The sequence below is a fragment of the Knoellia sp. B-D-2 genome, assembly GCF_057714695.1.
In genome coordinates, this window is the sequence record NZ_CM173189.1 from 1,790,832 (window position 1) to 1,807,495 (window position 16,664).

Genomic DNA, 16,664 nt, shown 5'->3' on the forward strand with positions numbered 1-16,664 from the left:
ATGCGCCCACAGCCCGTCCACCGACACCGTGGGTGCTCCGTCCCACCATCACCATGCGGAGGTCACCATGTCCAGTCCCAGCGCCAGTCTCAGTCCCAGTCACCACCGACGAGCTCAGCTCGTGCCTCGTGTCGCCCTCGTCGTCGCCCCGCTCCTCATGGGGTCGGCCATGCTCCTTGACCTCACCCCCGGAACCGACGGCACCAGCGAGCTGCTGGGGGCGGTGGCGAAGGAGCCGGGTCGGTGGGTGACGACCGGCACGCTCTTCCTGCTGTCCGGTCTGGCCTGGACCCTTGCGGGAGTCGGTCTCACCAGGATGACCGGTCGGCGCTCGCGCCTGGCCGGGGCGGCCGGCCTGGCGCTGGCTGCCGGCGGCACCGCTCTTGCGCTGATCGATGCCGCCGGCGTCTACCTCCCCCACCTCGCACGCAGCGGAGCCCCCCTCCAGGAGCAGGTCGGGGTCGTCGAAGCGGTCGAGGGCTCTGCGCCCCTCATCGCGGCCGAGCTCGTCCATGTCGTGGGATGGGGAGTCGGGATGCTGCTCCTGGCGGTGGGGCTGCTGGTGTCGCGAGCCTTGCCCAGATGGATTCCCGTGCTGCTGCTGGTGTCGCTGGCCGGGCTCGTGGCCTTCGTCCAAGGGCCTCCGCTGGCGGCGGCGGTCGCCGCCCACGTGGCTGCCCTGACGGGCCTGGCCATCCACCTCCCCCTCCACGTCGCGACGTCGCGCTCCACGGGTGGGAACACCGGGAGGTCAGCACCCACCTCACGTCGTTTCGCCGGGAGGACCGTCCCCTCTTCCGGCTAAGCGGGCGCTCACCTAGGTTGGGTCCATGGACTTCTCACCGTCGGACCGCTCGCTCGACCTGACCCAGCGTGTCCGCGCCTTCGTCGACACGGAGATCGAGCCGGCCGAGGCGGTCATGGCGGCCGACGTCGCCGCCCGCCGGGCCGCCGGTGAGGACCCGTGGCCCGCGCACCCCCTCATCGCCGAGCTCCAGCTCAAGGCCCGCGAGCAGGGACTGTGGAACCTCTTCCTCCCGGCCGGCCACGAGGGCCCTTATGCCGTGCAGTTCGGGACCGACGGCGGTGCCGGTCTGACGAACGCCGAGTACGCCCCGATCGCCGAGGAGATGGGTCGTTCGTTCTCGGCGCCGCTCGTCTTCAACTGCAACGCCCCGGACACCGGCAACATGGAGGTGCTCCTCAAGTACGGCACCGACGAGCAGAAGGCGCAGTGGCTGGAGCCACTCCTCGACGGCCGGATCCGCAGCGCCTTCCTCATGACCGAGCCCGGGGTCGCCTCGTCCGACGCGACCAACATGGAGGCCACGGCGACGGTCGACGGCGACGAGGTCGTGCTCAACGGCACCAAGTGGTGGTCGACAGGCGTCGGCAACCCCGACTGCAAGGTCGCGATCTTCATGGGGGTCACCGACCCGGACGCGCACCGCCACGGCCGGCACTCGATGGTGCTCGTGCCGTTCGACCACCCCGGGGTCAGGGTCGAGCGGATGCTCTCGGCCTTCGGCCAGCACGACGAGCCGATCGGCCACGGCGAGGTCTCGCTCACCGACGTGCGGCTGCCCGTCACCAACATCATCGCCGGGCCGGGCCGCGCGTTCGAGATCGCGCAGGGCCGCCTCGGGCCCGGCCGGGTGCACCACTGCATGCGTCTCGTCGGCCTGGCCGAGCGTGCCCTCGAGATGGCGTGTGAGCGGGCGACCTCGCGGACCGCCTTCGGCAAGCCGATCGCCAACCTCGGCGGCAACCGCGAGCGGCTCGCCCACGCACGCATCGCCATCAACCAGGCTCGGCTCCTCGTGCACCACGCCGCATGGAAGCTGGACAGCAAAGGTTCAGCAGGCGCCCTCAGTGACGTCAGCGAGATCAAGGTCGCCGTCCCGCAGATGGCCTGCGACGTCATCGACATGGCGATCCAGCTCCACGGTGGTGCCGGGATGTCCGAGGACTTCCCGCTCTCGGCGGCCTACGCCAACGCCCGCTCGCTCCGACTGGCCGACGGCCCCGACGAGGTGCACCTGGGTGTCATCGCCCGCATCCTGCTCCACCCCTACGCAGAGAAGGCGAGCCGGGCATGAGCTCCCGTCCCCAACTCGCCAATTCCTCCTCTCCGGTCCGCGACACGCCGGGCCGCCGGGTCCTCATCACCGGTGGGGCCTCAGGACTCGGGCTCGCGCTGGCCACCGCCTGCCTCGGACGGGGTGACCGCGTGCTCGTGGGCGACCTCGCCGAGTCGCGACCGGCCTCGGTGCCCGAGGCAGCCGACTACCTCCGGCTCGACGTGCGCAGCCAGCAGGACTGGGACGCCGCGCTGGCCCACGTTCGTGACGGATGGGGCGGGCTCGACGTCCTCGTCAACAACGCCGGAGTGGCCACGGGTGGCCGCATCGACGTCGAGTCGATCTCCGACTGGGAGCGGGTCCTCGACATCAACCTGCTGGGTGTCGTGCGGGCTTGCCAGACCTTCACGCCCCTGTTCAAGGAGCAGCGCTCCGGTCACATCGTCAACACCGCCTCGCTCGCCGGCCTCATCCACGGACCCGGCATGTCGTCCTACAACGCCGCCAAGGCCGGCGTCGTCGCGCTGTCCGAGACGCTGGGCTTCGAGCTCGCACCGTGGGGCATCCACGTGTCCGTGGTGTGCCCGGCATTCTTCAGGACCAACCTCCACGAGTCTCTCCAGGGCAAGGACACCGCGATGGAGGAGACCGCGCTCAAGCTCATCACCCGGGCCTCGATGAGCGCGGACGAGGTGGCCGAGATCGTCCTCAAGGGGATCGACCGGCACCGGCGGGTCATCCTCACCGACCGGCTCGGGCGGCAGGCCTTCTGGACCAAGCGGCTGGTGCGGCCGGCATACGACGCCATGGCCACCAGGGCGGGGCAGAAGCTCGCCCGGAAGTCCGGCGATGGCTGACGTCTCCCCCTCGACCCCGCGCAACGCTGTCGCCGTGCGCGACGAGGACGCGTTCGACGTCGAGGTCCTGGCCCCCTGGCTGCGCGAGCACGCGCCCGGCGAGCGCGGGCTCGAGGGGACCCCCGAGGTGCGGCAGTTCTCCGGTGGTGCGTCCAACCTCACCTACCTGCTGCGCTACCCGACGCGCGACCTCATCCTGCGCCGACCCCCGATCGGCACCAAGGCCAAGGGCGCCCACGACATGCGCCGTGAGAGCAGCATCCAGGCAGCCCTCGGCACGGTCTACGACCGGGTCCCGCGGATCGTCGTCCACTGCGGCGATGAGTCGGTCATCGGCTCCGAGTTCTACGTCATGGAGCGCCTCGTCGGGACGATCCTGCGTCGTGACGTCCCGGCCTCGCTCGGCCTGGCGCCCGACGACGTCACCCGGCTGTGCCTGCACGCCCTCGACACCCTCGTCGACCTGCACCGGGTGGACGTCGCCGGCGCGGGGCTCGACGGCCTGGGTCGCGGCCCGGGCTACGTCGAGCGGCAGGTGACCGGGTGGTCCGCGCGATACCGCAGGGCCCGCACGCCCAACGTCGGGTCGTTCGAACCGGTCATGGCGTGGCTCGAGGCCCACCGCCCCGACGACGTGGGTCAGGTGCTCATCCACAACGACTTCCGCTTCGACAACCTCGTCCTCGCCGACGACGACCCGACCCGCATCGTCGGCGTCCTCGACTGGGAGATGGCGACCGTCGGCGACCCGCTCATGGACCTTGGCGGGGCCATGGCGTACTGGGTCCAGGCGAGCGACGACCCGGTCGCCAAGCAGCTCCGGCTGCAGCCGACCCACACCCCCGGCATGCTGACCCGGGTCGAGGCGGTCCGCTACTACTGCGACCGCATGGGCATCACTATGGACGCGCAGCGGTGGGCGTTCTACGAGATGTTCGGGCTGTTCCGCCTCGCCGTCATCGCCCAGCAGATCTACCTGCGCACCTACCGCGGCGAGACGAGCAACCCGCAGGCGAAGCGGATGCGCTGGTTCGTGCTCTACCTCGACGTCCGGTGCCGGATGCTGCTCCGGCAGCAGCGCCGCGCGCGACGGACGGGTCGGCGATGAGCCGGATCATCCTCGTCCGCCACGGCCAGGCGTCGTGGGGCAAGAAGGACTACGACAACCTCTCCGAGCTCGGCCACGAGCAGGCCCGGGAGGTCGGCCGTGAGCTCGCCGCTCGCGGGGTGGAGGCCTCCCGTGTCGTCACGGGCTCCATGCGGCGCCAGCGCGACACGGCCGCCGACCTGGTGGACGAAGCCGGCTGGGCGGCGGACGTCGTGACCGACAAGGCGTGGGACGAGTACGCGCACACGGCGATCCTCACCGCCTACCGGCCCGCCTACCGCTCGATGGCGCTGATGAAGGCCGACCTCGCGCGCACCCTGCGCCCGCACCGAGCCTTCGACGAGATGTATGCCGTGGCCACCGAACGCTGGGTCGCCGGCGGACACGAGGACGACTACGAGGAGCCGTTCTCCGCATTCGGTGAGCGCGTCCTCGCCGGGCTGACATCCCTGTCCGAGAACGTCGGCCGCGGCGAGACCGCGGTCGTCATCAGCTCGGCGGGGACGATCTCCTGGGTGGCGGCCGCACTGCTGGGAGGCGGGTCGCCGGTCTGGACCTCGCTGCAGCGCGTCATCGCCAACGCCTCGCTCACCACGCTGTCCGTGGGTGCGACGGGGCCGGTCCTGCGCACCTTCAACGACACGTCCCACCTCGAGCGCGCTCCCGACCTGCTCACCACCCGCTGAGGAGAACCCTGCTCATGACCACCACCCTGATCACCGGAGCCAGCTCGGGCATCGGAGCCGAGCTCGCCCGCCAGCTCGCCGCCCGCGGCCACGACCTCGCGCTGTGTGCACGCCGAACCGAGCGGCTCGACGAGCTGCGCGCAGAGATCTTGGGTGAGCATCCCGATCGGGTCGTCGCTTTCAAGGCGCTCGACGTGACCGATGACGAGGCGGTGTTCCGTGTGTTCCACGAGTTCGACACCGAGCTCGGTGGCGTCGACCGGGTGGTGGTCAACGCTGGGCTGGGAAAGGGAGCGCCGATCGGCGTCGGTGGGTATGCCGCGAACAGGGCGACGGCGATGACGAACTTCATCGGTGCGCTGGCGCAGTGCGAGGCCGCGATGGAGATCTTCCGGGCGCGCAAGCGCGGTCACCTCGTCGTCATCTCGTCGATGTCGGCGATGCGCGGGATGCCCAAGACCGTGACGACGTATGCCGCGACCAAGGCCGGGATCGCCCACCTCGCCGAGGGCATCCGGCTCGAGATGCGCGACAAGCCCGACCTCGACGTCACCGTGTCGACGATCTACCCCGGCTACATCCGGTCCGAGATGAACGAGAAGGTCGAGCAGCGGACGAAGTTCATGGTCGACACCGAGACCGGTGTGCGCGGCATCGTCGAGGCGATCGAGAAGGGCGTCGACACCGCACGTGTCCCTGCCTGGCCGTGGAAGCCCCTCGGCACCGCGATGCGCCACCTTCCGCTCGGGATCGTCCGCAAGCTCACCTGACGCCCTGACCGAACCGCGCATTCGCCGCGGAGAGCTCTGACCGGGTGACCCGCTGCACGTTGACGTCGGAACCCCACGAAACCGCGGACTTCGTGTCTCGATGCTGCGCGTGGGCCAAGCCACTGGCAGGCTCGCAGCGGCAGCACGTGTGCTGTCCGAGTCGTCCGCACCCGGCGCGTGGAGGGGCGCGCCGGGCGCAACGGCCGCACCACATCCGAGGACCACAGGAGCGTCAGCATGTCAGGGAAGACCTTGTTCAGCCAGAGCGTCGTGGCGTCGTTCGTCGCCGTTGCAGCGATGGCGGGTTCCGTCGCCGCCGCCCAGCCGGCGCAGGCCAGCTCGCTCTGCAAACTGTCGTCCACGGGCAACACCATGCTCGCGTGGTGCCCGGACGCCGGCGTGACCGGAACCCGGTATCGGGCGCGGATCACCTGCAGTGTGGTCTACGGCCAGTCGGCCTACACGAGGTTCGGCCCGTGGCGAACACAGGGCGTCAAGTCGACCTCCTCGGCATCGTGCGACGCCGGTCACTACATCCGCTACAAGAGCGTCGCGGTCGGCTGAACAGCGGTTCCCGACGACTCGGACCAGTCGAGTGCTGGGCTCGCCGTCAGAGGCGGCGGTGCATGACGTGCAGGCCGACCCGGCCGTGAGCCCTGCTGTCGAAGGTCTCCGGCACGGTCCCGATGATGGTGAAGCCAAGGTCCTGCCACAGCTTCACCGCGACCGTGTTCGTCTCGACGACCGCATTGAACTGCATTGCGGCATAACCGTGCTCACGAGCCCAAGCGATCACCCACTCGCCCAGCGCCCGCCCGACACCACGACCGCGAGCCGAGCTGGTCACCATGAACGACCCGGTGGCCACGTGGGACCCGCGGCCCGGCCGGTTCGGGCCCGACTTGGCCGACCCCAACACCTCGCCGTCGTCACCCACCGCCACGACCGTCACCCCCGGTGGTTTCTCGACCCACCAGCCGCGCGCCTCGTCGAGGGAGAGCCCGATCGGGAAGGCGTAGGTCTCACCGGCCTCGACGATCTCGGTGAACGTCGGGAAGAACTCGACCCAGTCGTCCTCGGTGACCTCGCGGATGATCACGCGGCCGTGCCCCTCGGTTCGTGCGTGACGCGCAGCGGCTCGTCGCGCAGGCCGTGGACGAGCAGTGCCAGGGCTGCGGCATACGTCGCCATGACGATGCCGGACACGACGACCTCCTGTCGCGGGGAGGTGGCCAGCTGCTCCCCGAGGATGATCGTCGCGTCGGAGATCAGGAAGAGCCCGCCACCGAGCAGCACGGCACGTCGACCTCGCGGTGCCACGACGTCGCTCGTCGCGAGTGCCGCCATGGAGCCGAGCAGCGCGCCGTAGCCGCTGAGCACCGGGTCTGGCCGTCCGTCGTTGGCGAGGCTGTCGCTGACGGCGAGAGCCGCCATGGTGGCGCCCACGACGGTGGCCGGCAGCGCCCGGGGGCGGACGCCGTCGGCGAGCAGGAGGCGGATGAGTCCGGCCTGCTGGACGGCGAACGCCCCCGCACCCCGGCGCAGCAGCCCGCGGCGGCGCGCCTCGTCGGAGACCTCCCGGCCGGACGCGTTCATGTACCAGTCCCCCACGGTCGACCCGGCGAGCGCGACGAGCAGGGTGGCGCTTCTACCCCGGGACCGCTGGTGACGAGTCGCCAAGACGCCGGCAGCCAGGCTCGGAGCCAGCAGCATCTTGCTCGCGAGATGAGCGCGTTCGCGCCCCAGCACGACGGCCGCCGTGGTCACCGCCGCGAGCGGGACGTAGGCCACCAGGTCCCCTCGCCGGGCGCCCACGCGGCCGACCGCCGGGGCGCCCGTCACCGGCGGCTCGTCGTGAACTCGAAGTCGTTGCCCTCGAGCCGGGAGACGAGGGCGTCACCGAACGCCACCGCAGGCGTGAGCACGCCTCCGCCGGAAGGCAGCTCGTCGAGCACCAACGACAGGCCCGCCTGCCCGAGCATGATCGCCGTGCCGGAGTAGCCGGGGTCGTACGCCGCACCCACCCGGGTCCGGTAGCGGGCACCCGTCGTCGTCGTCGTCTCGACGTCCATGACGAACCGGCCGTTCTCCATCGTCTCCTCGGACGGACCCTCGCCCGGCTTGGGCAGCACGACGTCGAGCAGCCGACGGGTCGGCGCCGACGACATCCCCGCGAAGAGGCCGCCGAGGACGGCGGACGTGAGGCCGGCCTTGACGGCGCCCACCGGTCCGCGGCCGGTGTCCATGACCTCGTCGTAGCGGAACTCGCGACCGTAGGACCAGTCGGTGAGGGCGTTGCTGCGCCGCACGATCCGCGTGTTGAAGGACGCCATGAAGAACGGCGCGACCCAGCGCTTCGTCACGCTGTCGTAGCGGGTGCCCGTGACCGCCTGCACCTTGCCGAGGAGGCCGAAGTCGTCGGTCGGCCGGTTGCGCGACGGCGGCTCGGCGCCGCGGTCGGGGCTGAGCCCGTGCGGGTCCGTGACGGCCCGGCGGCGGACGGGGTCGGCGGACTCGATGGCCTGGTTGCGCATCGAGTCGATCGTGCCGCCGCTCACCCCGCCTCTCAGGCTGCGGACGTGCAGGACGGTCTCGCCGAGCGTGCCCTCACCGTCGGCGGCGACGCGCTGCGCGGTCCTCCAGACCCCGAGGTCGGACGGGATCGAGTCGAAGCCGCACGCGTGGACGATCCTCGCCCCGGTCCGCTCCGCCTCCTCGTGGTTGGCGTCGATGCTGTCGCGGACGAAGAGCACCTCTCCGGTGAGGTCCGCGTAGTGCGTGCCGGCCACCGCGCAGGCGGACGCGAGCGGCATACCGAGCTTCGCGTACGGGCCCACGGTGGTGACGACGACCCGCGTGCGGGCGGCGAGGTCGGCAACCGCGGCGGCGTCCGTCGTGTCGACGACGACGAGCGGCCACTCCTCAGCCCGGTGGGGGAGCGACGAGCGCACCGCGTCGAGCCGCTCCTGCGACCGACCCGCCAGCGCGACGCGCACCCCGGACGGGGCGTGCTCCGCGAGGTGTCCGGCGGTCAGGCGGCCGACGAAGCCGGTCGCGCCGACAAGGACGAGGTCGAACTCACGCTCAGTGCTCATCGCCCGAATCTAGGCGATGTCCCGCATGGCCTCGCACACCGCCGGGTGGGGCAGAGTGGGGCCCATGACTCGGCGACCCAAGGTGCTGGCCATCGTCCAGGCCGGCGGCCAGGGCTCGCGCATGGACGTCCTCACCCGCGAGCGCGCCAAGCCGGCCCTTCCGTATGCCGGTCAGTACCAGCTCGTCGACTTCGCCCTGTCGTCGCTCGCGCACAGCGGGGTCACCGACGTGTGGCTGTCCGTGCAGTACCTCGCCACGAGCCTGCACAAGCACGTCGCCGCCGGCCGGCCGTGGGACCTCGACCGCACCCGGGGCGGGCTGCAGTGGCTCCCGCCCGAGGAGGGCAGCGGGTCGGCGGCCCAGTCCGGTTTCAGCGAGGGCAACGGCGACGACCTCTATCGCAACCTCGACTCGATCCGGGACTTCGGCGCCGACGTCGTCCTCGTCCTCAGCGCCGACCAGGTCTTCAGCCTCGACCTGCGCGACGTCGTCGACCAGCACCTCGACACCGGGTCGTCGTGCACCGTGGTCACGACCGAGGTCTCGCGCGCGCAGGCGGCGGCCAAGGCCGTCGTGGAGGTCGGGACCGGCGGCGTCGTCACCGGGCTCGACTACAAGCCGGACAACCCGAAGGCGTCCACGATCGCCGCCGAGATCTTCGCCTACAACCCCTCGCGCCTCGCCGCGGCCCTCGAGGACCTGCGCGCCGAGCGGGTTGACGCGGCCGACGGCGACGACTCCGGTATCGGCGACTTCGGCGAGCACCTCATCCCACGTCTCGTGCATGACGGCTCGGTGCACGCGTTCGCCCTCCCCGGGTACTGGCGTGACCTCGGGACGCCGAGCGAGTACGTCGCCGCCCACCGGGACCTGCTCGCCGGTCGGGTCGACGTCTTCGACGACCCGCAGTGGCCGATCCTCACCCGCTGGCCCGAGCTGCCGTCGGCCCTGGTGCGCCGCAGCGCCACGGTCGAGCACTCCGTCCTCAGTGCCGGGGCCGACATCGCCGGCACCGTGGTCGGCAGCGTCATCGGCCCCGGGGTGCGGGTCGCCAAGGGAGCCGTGGTCGAGGACTCGGTCGTCTTCGCCCAGACGGTGGTCGAGGCCGGCGCCGAGGTGCGGGCCGCCGTCGTCGACTCGCGCTGCAGCATCGGACGTGGGGCCCGTGTGGGAGCGACACCCCCCGGCTCGCGGATCGGCGACGACCGGCTGGTCCTCGTCGGCCGGGACAGCCGCGTCACCCGAGGCGCGGTCATCGCGCCCGGGGCCCGGCTCGAGCCCGGATCCACCGCCTGACCTGCAGATTCGGTCGGGCTCGCGAGGCCGTCGTCGCGATCCCGGATGGTAGACAGGAGAACCGGCGCCGCGCGGGTGCCGGACACCAACTGGGAGGTTTGCCATGACGCAAGACCCGACGAGTGACACGAGCTCCGAGGACGTCCAGTCCTTCGGCAGCGGAGACGGCATGACCGGCTCGGGGGCCGAGGGCCCCGCCGACAGCGGTGCGGGTGAGCCGGCGCTGCCCGGTGAGCACGACGGGGGCGCCGACGGTGGCGCGGACGAGGGCCAGGGCGGGTCGGACGACGCCGAGGGCCCGGCCGACAGCGGTGCGGGTGAGCCGGCGGTCCCCGGTGAGCACGACGGCGGCGCCGACGGCGGGGCCGACGGCTCGCAGTGACCGAGGCGCCCACGGACCCGCGACCGGTGGCTGACGCCCCGGTCGCGGGTCCTTCCGCACTCGAACGACTCGTGGGTATGCCGTCCGCGGACTTCGCTGCCGACGTCTGGTCCAGGGCGCCCCTCCTCACCCGTGCCGCGGACCTGCCCCGCGACTTCGCCGACCTCTTCGGCACCGCCGCGGTCGACGAGCTCGTGGCCCGCCGCGGCCTCCGGACGCCCTTCGCGCGCATGGCCCGGGACGGCGCCACGCTCGCGGACCGGACCTTCACCCTCGGCGGGGGTGTCGGGGCGTCCATCGGCGACCAGCTGAGCGAGGACCGCGTCCTGCGTGAGTTCGCCGCGGGCGCCACCCTGGTCCTGCAGGCGCTGCACCGGACCTGGGCGCCGATCCAGCAGTTCTCCGCGGACCTCGGGGACGACCTCGGCCACCCGGTGCAGGTCAACGCCTACGTCACGCCGCCCCAGAACCAGGGCTTCTCCGACCACTACGACGTCCACGACGTGTTCGTCCTCCAGGTCACCGGCGAGAAACGGTGGCGGATCCGGCCGCCGGTGCTCGAGGCGCCGCTGCGCGACCAGCCATGGGAGCAGCGGCGCGACGAGGTCGCGCGCGCTGCCGAGGCCGAGCCACTCATCGAGGCGACCCTCGCGCCGGGCGACTGCCTCTACCTACCGCGCGGCTGGCTCCACTCCGCGACGGCCCTGGGTGGGACGAGCGTCCACCTCACCGTCGGCGTGCACACGTGGACGCGTCGCCACCTCGTCGACACCCTCCTGTCGCGCGTCGGCGCCCGGCTGGCCGCGGACGTCGAGGCGCGGCGCAGCCTGCCCCTCGCGGGCGGACGCTCGGGGTCCTCGACGATCGACGCCGACGCCGACGTCCAGCTCGTCCGGGAGCTCGTCGAGAAGGCGCTGCGGGACGTCGGTGCCGACGAGGTTACCGAGGCCCTGCGCTCCGCGGTGCGCGGGGCCCAGCGGGCGGAGCCGCTGGGCGTGCTCGCCCAGACGCGACGGGCCGACGACGAGACCTCCCCCTGGCGTCTGCGGCGTGGCCTCGCGGCCCACTGGGCCGACGGCGGGGGCGAGGGCGAGGACGCCGTCCTCGTCAGCCGGGTGGGTCGTCTGGTCCTCGGCCCGCACGAACGCGAGGCGGTCGCGGAGGTGCTCGACGGCATACGCGACCCGGCGGAGCTCGACCACGGGCTGCGGCGACGTCTGGCTCTCGCGGGCCTCATCGTCCCCGCGGACGTCAGGGGCGCGTGACCCGACCGGCGTCGACGTGCCAGCGCTGGTCGAGGGCGACGTTCTCGAGCAGCCGGCGGTCGTGCGAGACGAGGAGCAGGGCGCCGTCGTAGGAGTCCAGCGCCTCCTCGAGCTGCTCGATGGCTGGGAGGTCGAGGTGGTTGGTCGGCTCGTCGAGCACGAGGAGGTTGACGCCGCGCGCCTGGAGCAGCGCCATGGCGGCCCGGGTCCGCTCGCCCGGGGAGAGCCGTGAGACCGGGCTCGTCACCTGGTCCGCGCGGAGGCCGAACTTCGCCAGCAGGGTGCGCCGCTCCGCGGGCACGAGGTCGGGCACGGCCTCGCCGAACGCGTCGGCGAGCGACAGGTCGTCCCGCAGCCCCGTGCGCGCCTGGTCGATCTCGCCGATGGCCACGCTGGCACCGAGGCTGGAGCTGCCGCTGTCGGGGGTGAGCCGTCCGAGGAGGAGCCCGAGCAGCGTCGTCTTGCCGGCGCCGTTGGGCCCGGTGATGCCGATGCGGTCGCCCGCGTCGACCTGGAGCGAGACCGGACCCAGGGTGAAGTCGCCCCGACGCAGCGTCGCGTCGTTGAGCGTGGCGACGACCGAGCTCGAGCGCGGGGCGTCGCCGATGGAGAACTGGAGGACCCACTCCTTGCGGGGCTCCTCGACCTCGTCGAGCCGAGCGATCCGCGACTCCATCTGGCGCACCTTGCGGGCCTGCTTCTCGGCGGAGTCGATGCTCGCGGCGCGCCGGATCTTGTCGTTGTCCGGGCTCTTCCTCACCGCGTTGCGCACGCCCTTGCTGCTCCACTCGCGCTGGGTGCGCGCTCGTGACTCGAGGTCGGCCTTGGTCCCGGCGAACTCCTCGTACGCCTCGCGGGCGTGACGGCGGGCGATCTCGCGCTCCTCGAGCCAGGACTCGTAGCCACCGTCGTGGACGGCGACGGAGCCCTGGGCGAGGTCGAGCTCGACGATGCGGGTGACGCAGCGCGACAGGAACTCGCGGTCGTGCGAGACGAGCACGACGCCACCGCGGAGGCCGCGCACGAACGCCTCCAGCCGGTCGAGCCCGGCGAGGTCGAGGTCGTTGGTCGGCTCGTCGAGCAGGACGACGTCGAAACGGCTGAGCAGCAGGGCCGCCAGCGCCGCCCGGGCCGCCTGGCCGCCCGACAGCGAGGTCATGAGGGCGTCGTGGCCCACGTCGAGCCCGAGCTCGCCGAGCATGGCGGGGACGCGGTCCTCGAGGTCCGGGGCGCCGCTCGCGAGCCAGTGGTCGAGGGCGACGGCATAGGCCTCGTCCGCTTCGGCGCTCCCGCTGCCTGCGGAGCCGCCGAGCGCCGCCGCCGCCGACTCCATCGTCTCGGTCGCGGCGGTGGCTCCCGTGCGTCGGGCGAGGTAGTCGCGCACGGTCTCGCCGGGGACGCGTTCGTGCTCCTGCGGCAACCACCCGACGAACGCGTCGCGGGGAGCCGTCGTGATGGTGCCGGCCAGCGGGGCCGTCTCGCCGGCGAGGAGGCGCAGGAGCGTGGTCTTGCCCGCACCGTTGGCGCCGACCACGCCGACGACGTCGCCCGGGGCCACGGTGAGGTCGAGGTGCTCGAAGAGGGTGCGGTGGGCGTGTCCTCCGGACAGGTCCTTGGCCACGAGGGTTGCGCTCACCCGCACAGACTAGGTCCGCACGGGGCGGCTCCTCGACGGGTCGGGGGTCCCTCGACGAGTCGGGGGTCCCAGACGCCCCGACTCGTCGAGCAGGCCCCGACTCGTGGGCGCCGGCCGCGGGTCAGGCGCCGGGGCGGTCGTGCAGGAGCCCGCGCAGGTCGGCGTAGCGGCCGCGGATCTCGCTCGTCCGCTCGCCGGCCGCCGCGTCCGGCTCGAGGACGGCATCGGTCCGGACCTCCCACTGGGGCAGGTCGGTGCCGAGGAGGGTGGCGGCGGCCTGGCGGGCCGCACCGAGAGCGACGTACTCACCGGACGCGGGCACGTGGACCTGCGCCCCGAAGAGGTCGGCGGCGACGGACCGCACCGCGGCAGAGGCGGAGGCGCCGCCGATGAGCAGGACCCGCTCGACGCGGACCCCCTGCCCGCGCAGGGCGTCCAGCGCCTCGGCAAGGTTGGTGAGCATCCCCTCGACCACGGCCCGGGCGAGGTTCTCGGGGGTGGCGTTGGTGCGGGTGAGACCCGAGAGCGTGCCCGTGGCGGTCGGCAGGTTGGGTGTCCGCTCGCCGTCGAGGTAGGGGAGGAGGGACAGCCCGCCGGCGCCGGGTTCGGCGGCGAGCGCCAGCCGGTCGAGCTCGGCGAGCTCGACACCGAGGATCGAGGCACCCGCGGTCAGCACCCGGGCGGCGTTGAGGGTGGCGAGCAGGGGGAGGAAGCCCCCGGTCGCGTCGGCGAACGACGCGACGGCGCCACTGGCGTCCGCAATCGCCGCGTCGTGCCGGGCGAAGGCGGTGCCACTCGTCCCGAGCGAGATCACCGCGTCGCCGGGGCGCAGCCCCAGCCCCAGCGCGGCTCCCATGTTGTCGCCGGTCCCGGGCGCGACGACGAGGCCGGTCCCGGTGCGGCCGGCGGCCTCGGTCGGGCCGAGCACGCGCGGCAGCCCGACCTGACGCCCGATGGCGAGGTCGAGCACGTCGGGCAGGTAGTCACCCGACCCGGCGGACCAGTAGCCCGTGCCGGAGGCATCGCCCCGGTCGGTGGTCCATCCGTCGAACCCGCCGTCCTGCTTGAGGATCTGGCCGGTCAGCCAGTCATGGGGGAGCACGCAGGTGCGCGTGCGCTCCAGGGACTCGGGCTCGCAGCGGCGGAGCCACCGCAGCTTGGTCACGGTGAACGACGCCACGGGGACGACGCCGACCTCGGCGGCCCACCGCTGCGCGCCACCGAGCTCGTCGATGAGGTCCGACGCGTCCTGCGCCGAGCGGGTGTCGTTCCACAGCAGCGCCGGGCGGACGACCTCGTCCGCGTCGTCGAGGGTGACCATGCCGTGCTGCTGCCCACCGACCGCGATCGCCGAGACCCCGTCCAGCAGCCCGTCGGCGGTCGCCGCCTGGTAGGCGGTCCACCACTCGCTCGGGTGGACCTCGGTGCCGTCGGGGTGGGACGCCCGTCCCTGGCGCACGACCTCGCCGGTGCCGGCGTCGCACACGACGACCTTGCAGGACTGGGTGGACGAGTCGACGCCCGCGACGAGCTGCTCGCGCTGGATGGCCATACCTGCATCCTTGCCGAACGGAGGTCACGGCGCACGGGCACGCGAGGGCTGCGCCGGGCCGACCCGCTCCGGGCGCTCCCCCCCGACGCCCGACGCCCGACGGGGAGTGCTCCCCACAGACCGGCGGGCCGATCCGTGCTTGGATCCTCAGGAGCGAGGCTCGGCCGCTGCCCGTGGCCGCACTGAGGGAGGGAGCGCTGATGGTCGATCCGGAGGTCCTGTACGCCACTCTCGTCTCGGGCAGCTCGTCGACCGTGCGGGGGCAGGCGGACACGGTCGGGGACGCGATCAAGAAGGTCGAGGAGTCGGCGACGCGCGTCGACGAGGCCGCCGACCGGCCGACGTGGACGAGCGCGGCCTCCGCCGGCTACCGCGTCCGCACCGCCGGGGTCAGCCAGGGCATCCAGGTCAACCGCTTCGCCCTCGGGCGCCTGCAGACCGCACTCACCACCGGGGCCACCGCGTACGACGCGATGGAGGGCCGCGCCACCACGGCCATCGGCCACTGGCGGGACCGCCCGTCGGGACTCCACATCGTCGTCGAGCAGCTCCTCGGCCTGCTGGTCCACGCCCGGCTCGTGTCCGTGTCCGCGACCTACAACGCGCGCCTGTCGACGGTCGCCGCCTTCGCGGCAGGCGAGGAGATCGACCGCGACGAGCTCGACGCCGACACCCTGGAGTGGCTCGCGAACGGGATGGACAAGACCGCGGACTGGCTCAAGGAGCACGGCGGCGGACTGGGACCGCTGATCCCCAACCTCGGGCTCAGCGGTGACACCCGTGGTCTCACCCCTCAGGGCCTGGGCATCGACCCGGACACCGGGTGGATCATCCAGACCAGCTACTCCCAGGACGGCGACCAGCCCTCGACCCTGTCCATGGTGGACCCGAGCACCGGCAAGGAGATGGTCGACGTCGAGCTCGGGGGCTGGACCGGCCAGGACTCCGCGGGCGACGACGTCGACCTCCCGACCCCCGACCACGCCGGTGGGGTGGCGTCCGACGGCAGGTACACCTACATCACGTCGAGCGGCAACCCGTCGCACGTGTTCACCTACCTCACCTCGGACCTCAGGAACGGCGGGGGCACGGTCGCGCCGATCGGCCCGCCCACACAGCTCCCCGACGGGGCCGGGGCGTACGGCACGGTCAAGGACGGGGCGCTCTACGTCGGCACGCACGTGGGTGACATCGGAGGCGGGGGCAACGCCTACGACGGGGCCGACGACGACGGCCGGCTCTACCGCTACACCCCGGACGGCCACGGCGGGTGGACCCAGGACACGAGCTTCGGCGGCGGTGCCGGCTACGTGCACACACCGCCCCAGGCCCAGGGCGTCGTCGTGCGCGACGGCGAGTACGTCTTCAGCACCTCGCTCGGGCGTGACAGGGCGGGCCGCCTCATCACGCAGGACCGCCAAGACGACCAACCGGGCAACGGCGACCGCGGCGACGCCTACGAGCTGCCCTCCATGTCCGAGGGGATCATCGAGCTCGACGGGGAGATCGTCGCCACCTACGAGTCGGGTGCGGACGCGTACGGGCCGGACGGGTCCGACGACGACGACCTCTGGGCCAACCCGTACATGACGAGGACGTCCCTCGAGGCCCTGGGGCTCAGCGAGGACATCGAGGTCTCACCGGAGTCTCTGCGCGCCGCCGCGACCGACTTCGACACCGCGGCCCGTCCCCTCGCCGGAGCGGCCAACCTCGTCGGTGGGGTCACCGTCTCGGCGAGCAGCTTCGGTGAGGTCCCGTCGGCGACGACGCTGGCCACGGCCCTGAACGACCAGCTCGGCAAGGGTGAGCGCAGCCTCGATGCCGGAGCGCGCGCCGTGCACCGGACCTCGGCGGTCCTCGCCGGCAACGCCCGCACCTACACCGACACCGACGACTGGGCCGCGGACGCGATCCGTCGACCGGGAGCACCCTGAG

At 72.6% G+C, this 16,664-nt stretch carries 16 protein-coding genes; 11 read left to right on the forward strand and 5 right to left on the reverse strand.

The window, feature by feature from the left end:
• Nucleotides 1-121 precede the first annotated feature (121 nt).
• The 7 genes from AC3EU2_RS08570 to AC3EU2_RS08600 all read left to right on the forward strand — a co-directional run bounded on the left by AC3EU2_RS08570 (nucleotide 122) and on the right by AC3EU2_RS08600 (nucleotide 6,066).
• Nucleotides 122-805 carry a hypothetical protein gene (locus tag AC3EU2_RS08570; RefSeq protein ID WP_488179283.1) on the forward strand — a complete coding sequence of 228 codons (684 nt, stop codon included), beginning with the start codon at nucleotides 122-124 and terminating at the stop codon, nucleotides 803-805.
• A 25-nt stretch (nucleotides 806-830) separates the two neighbouring features.
• Complete coding sequence (locus tag AC3EU2_RS08575; protein ID WP_488179284.1) at nucleotides 831-2,099, forward strand: acyl-CoA dehydrogenase family protein; 1,269 nt, start codon at nucleotides 831-833, stop codon at nucleotides 2,097-2,099.
• Nucleotides 2,096-2,938, forward strand: a complete 843-nt coding sequence (locus AC3EU2_RS08580; RefSeq protein WP_488179285.1) for an SDR family NAD(P)-dependent oxidoreductase — start codon at nucleotides 2,096-2,098, stop codon at nucleotides 2,936-2,938. Before AC3EU2_RS08575 ends, AC3EU2_RS08580 begins: the two co-directional genes overlap by 4 nt.
• On the forward strand, nucleotides 2,931-4,046 hold the full coding sequence (locus AC3EU2_RS08585) for a phosphotransferase family protein (RefSeq protein WP_488179286.1): 1,116 nt from the start codon (nucleotides 2,931-2,933) through the stop codon (nucleotides 4,044-4,046). The genes AC3EU2_RS08580 and AC3EU2_RS08585 overlap by 8 nt, the downstream gene beginning before the upstream one ends.
• Nucleotides 4,043-4,732: a histidine phosphatase family protein gene (locus AC3EU2_RS08590; RefSeq protein ID WP_488179287.1), complete on the forward strand. Its 690-nt coding sequence runs from the start codon at nucleotides 4,043-4,045 to the stop codon at nucleotides 4,730-4,732. Before AC3EU2_RS08585 ends, AC3EU2_RS08590 begins: the two co-directional genes overlap by 4 nt.
• A 14-nt stretch (nucleotides 4,733-4,746) precedes the next feature.
• Nucleotides 4,747-5,502 carry an SDR family oxidoreductase gene (locus tag AC3EU2_RS08595; protein WP_488179288.1) on the forward strand — a complete coding sequence of 252 codons (756 nt, stop codon included), beginning with the start codon at nucleotides 4,747-4,749 and terminating at the stop codon, nucleotides 5,500-5,502.
• A gap of 237 nt (nucleotides 5,503-5,739) precedes the next feature.
• A complete protein-coding gene (locus AC3EU2_RS08600) occupies nucleotides 5,740-6,066 on the forward strand; it encodes a hypothetical protein (protein ID WP_488179289.1) in 327 nt (108 codons plus the stop codon).
• A 46-nt stretch (nucleotides 6,067-6,112) separates the two neighbouring features.
• Here the strand turns inward: AC3EU2_RS08600 and AC3EU2_RS08605 are convergent, their stop codons facing one another.
• From AC3EU2_RS08605 to AC3EU2_RS08615, 3 genes are read right to left on the reverse strand one after another with little or no spacing between them, the layout of a single operon-like run.
• Nucleotides 6,113-6,601 (reverse strand): N-acetyltransferase family protein, encoded by a 489-nt coding sequence (locus AC3EU2_RS08605; RefSeq protein ID WP_488179290.1) that lies wholly within the window; start codon nucleotides 6,599-6,601, stop codon nucleotides 6,113-6,115.
• Nucleotides 6,598-7,344: a lysoplasmalogenase family protein gene (locus tag AC3EU2_RS08610; protein WP_488179291.1), complete on the reverse strand. Its 747-nt coding sequence runs from the start codon at nucleotides 7,342-7,344 to the stop codon at nucleotides 6,598-6,600. Before AC3EU2_RS08610 ends, AC3EU2_RS08605 begins: the two co-directional genes overlap by 4 nt.
• On the reverse strand, nucleotides 7,341-8,597 hold the full coding sequence (locus AC3EU2_RS08615) for a saccharopine dehydrogenase family protein (protein WP_488179292.1): 1,257 nt from the start codon (nucleotides 8,595-8,597) through the stop codon (nucleotides 7,341-7,343). Before AC3EU2_RS08615 ends, AC3EU2_RS08610 begins: the two co-directional genes overlap by 4 nt.
• A gap of 64 nt (nucleotides 8,598-8,661) precedes the next feature.
• Between AC3EU2_RS08615 and AC3EU2_RS08620 the strand changes: the two genes are divergently transcribed.
• The 3 genes from AC3EU2_RS08620 to AC3EU2_RS08630 all read left to right on the forward strand — a co-directional run bounded on the left by AC3EU2_RS08620 (nucleotide 8,662) and on the right by AC3EU2_RS08630 (nucleotide 11,541).
• Nucleotides 8,662-9,894, forward strand: coding sequence for a glucose-1-phosphate adenylyltransferase family protein (locus AC3EU2_RS08620; protein WP_488179293.1), 1,233 nt, complete (start codon nucleotides 8,662-8,664; stop codon nucleotides 9,892-9,894).
• Nucleotides 9,895-9,997: 103 nt separating this feature from the next.
• Nucleotides 9,998-10,276, forward strand: coding sequence for a BatC protein (locus AC3EU2_RS08625; RefSeq protein WP_488179294.1), 279 nt, complete (start codon nucleotides 9,998-10,000; stop codon nucleotides 10,274-10,276).
• A gap of 77 nt (nucleotides 10,277-10,353) precedes the next feature.
• Nucleotides 10,354-11,541: a cupin domain-containing protein gene (locus tag AC3EU2_RS08630; protein ID WP_488179463.1), complete on the forward strand. Its 1,188-nt coding sequence runs from the start codon at nucleotides 10,354-10,356 to the stop codon at nucleotides 11,539-11,541.
• Here AC3EU2_RS08630 and AC3EU2_RS08635 read toward each other — a convergent pair.
• Together AC3EU2_RS08635 and xylB are read right to left on the reverse strand one after the other, a co-directional pair.
• Nucleotides 11,528-13,177, reverse strand: coding sequence for an ABC-F family ATP-binding cassette domain-containing protein (locus tag AC3EU2_RS08635; protein ID WP_488179295.1), 1,650 nt, complete (start codon nucleotides 13,175-13,177; stop codon nucleotides 11,528-11,530). The genes AC3EU2_RS08630 and AC3EU2_RS08635 overlap by 14 nt on opposite strands.
• Before the next feature lie 121 nt (nucleotides 13,178-13,298).
• Nucleotides 13,299-14,729 (reverse strand): xylulokinase, encoded by a 1,431-nt coding sequence (gene xylB / locus AC3EU2_RS08640; RefSeq protein ID WP_488179296.1) that lies wholly within the window; start codon nucleotides 14,727-14,729, stop codon nucleotides 13,299-13,301.
• Nucleotides 14,730-14,929: 200 nt separating this feature from the next.
• On the opposite strand from xylB, the gene AC3EU2_RS08645 reads away from it, so the two are divergent.
• Nucleotides 14,930-16,663, forward strand: a complete 1,734-nt coding sequence (locus tag AC3EU2_RS08645; RefSeq protein WP_488179297.1) for a hypothetical protein — start codon at nucleotides 14,930-14,932, stop codon at nucleotides 16,661-16,663.
• The last annotated feature ends 1 nt before the right edge of the window (nucleotide 16,664 follow it).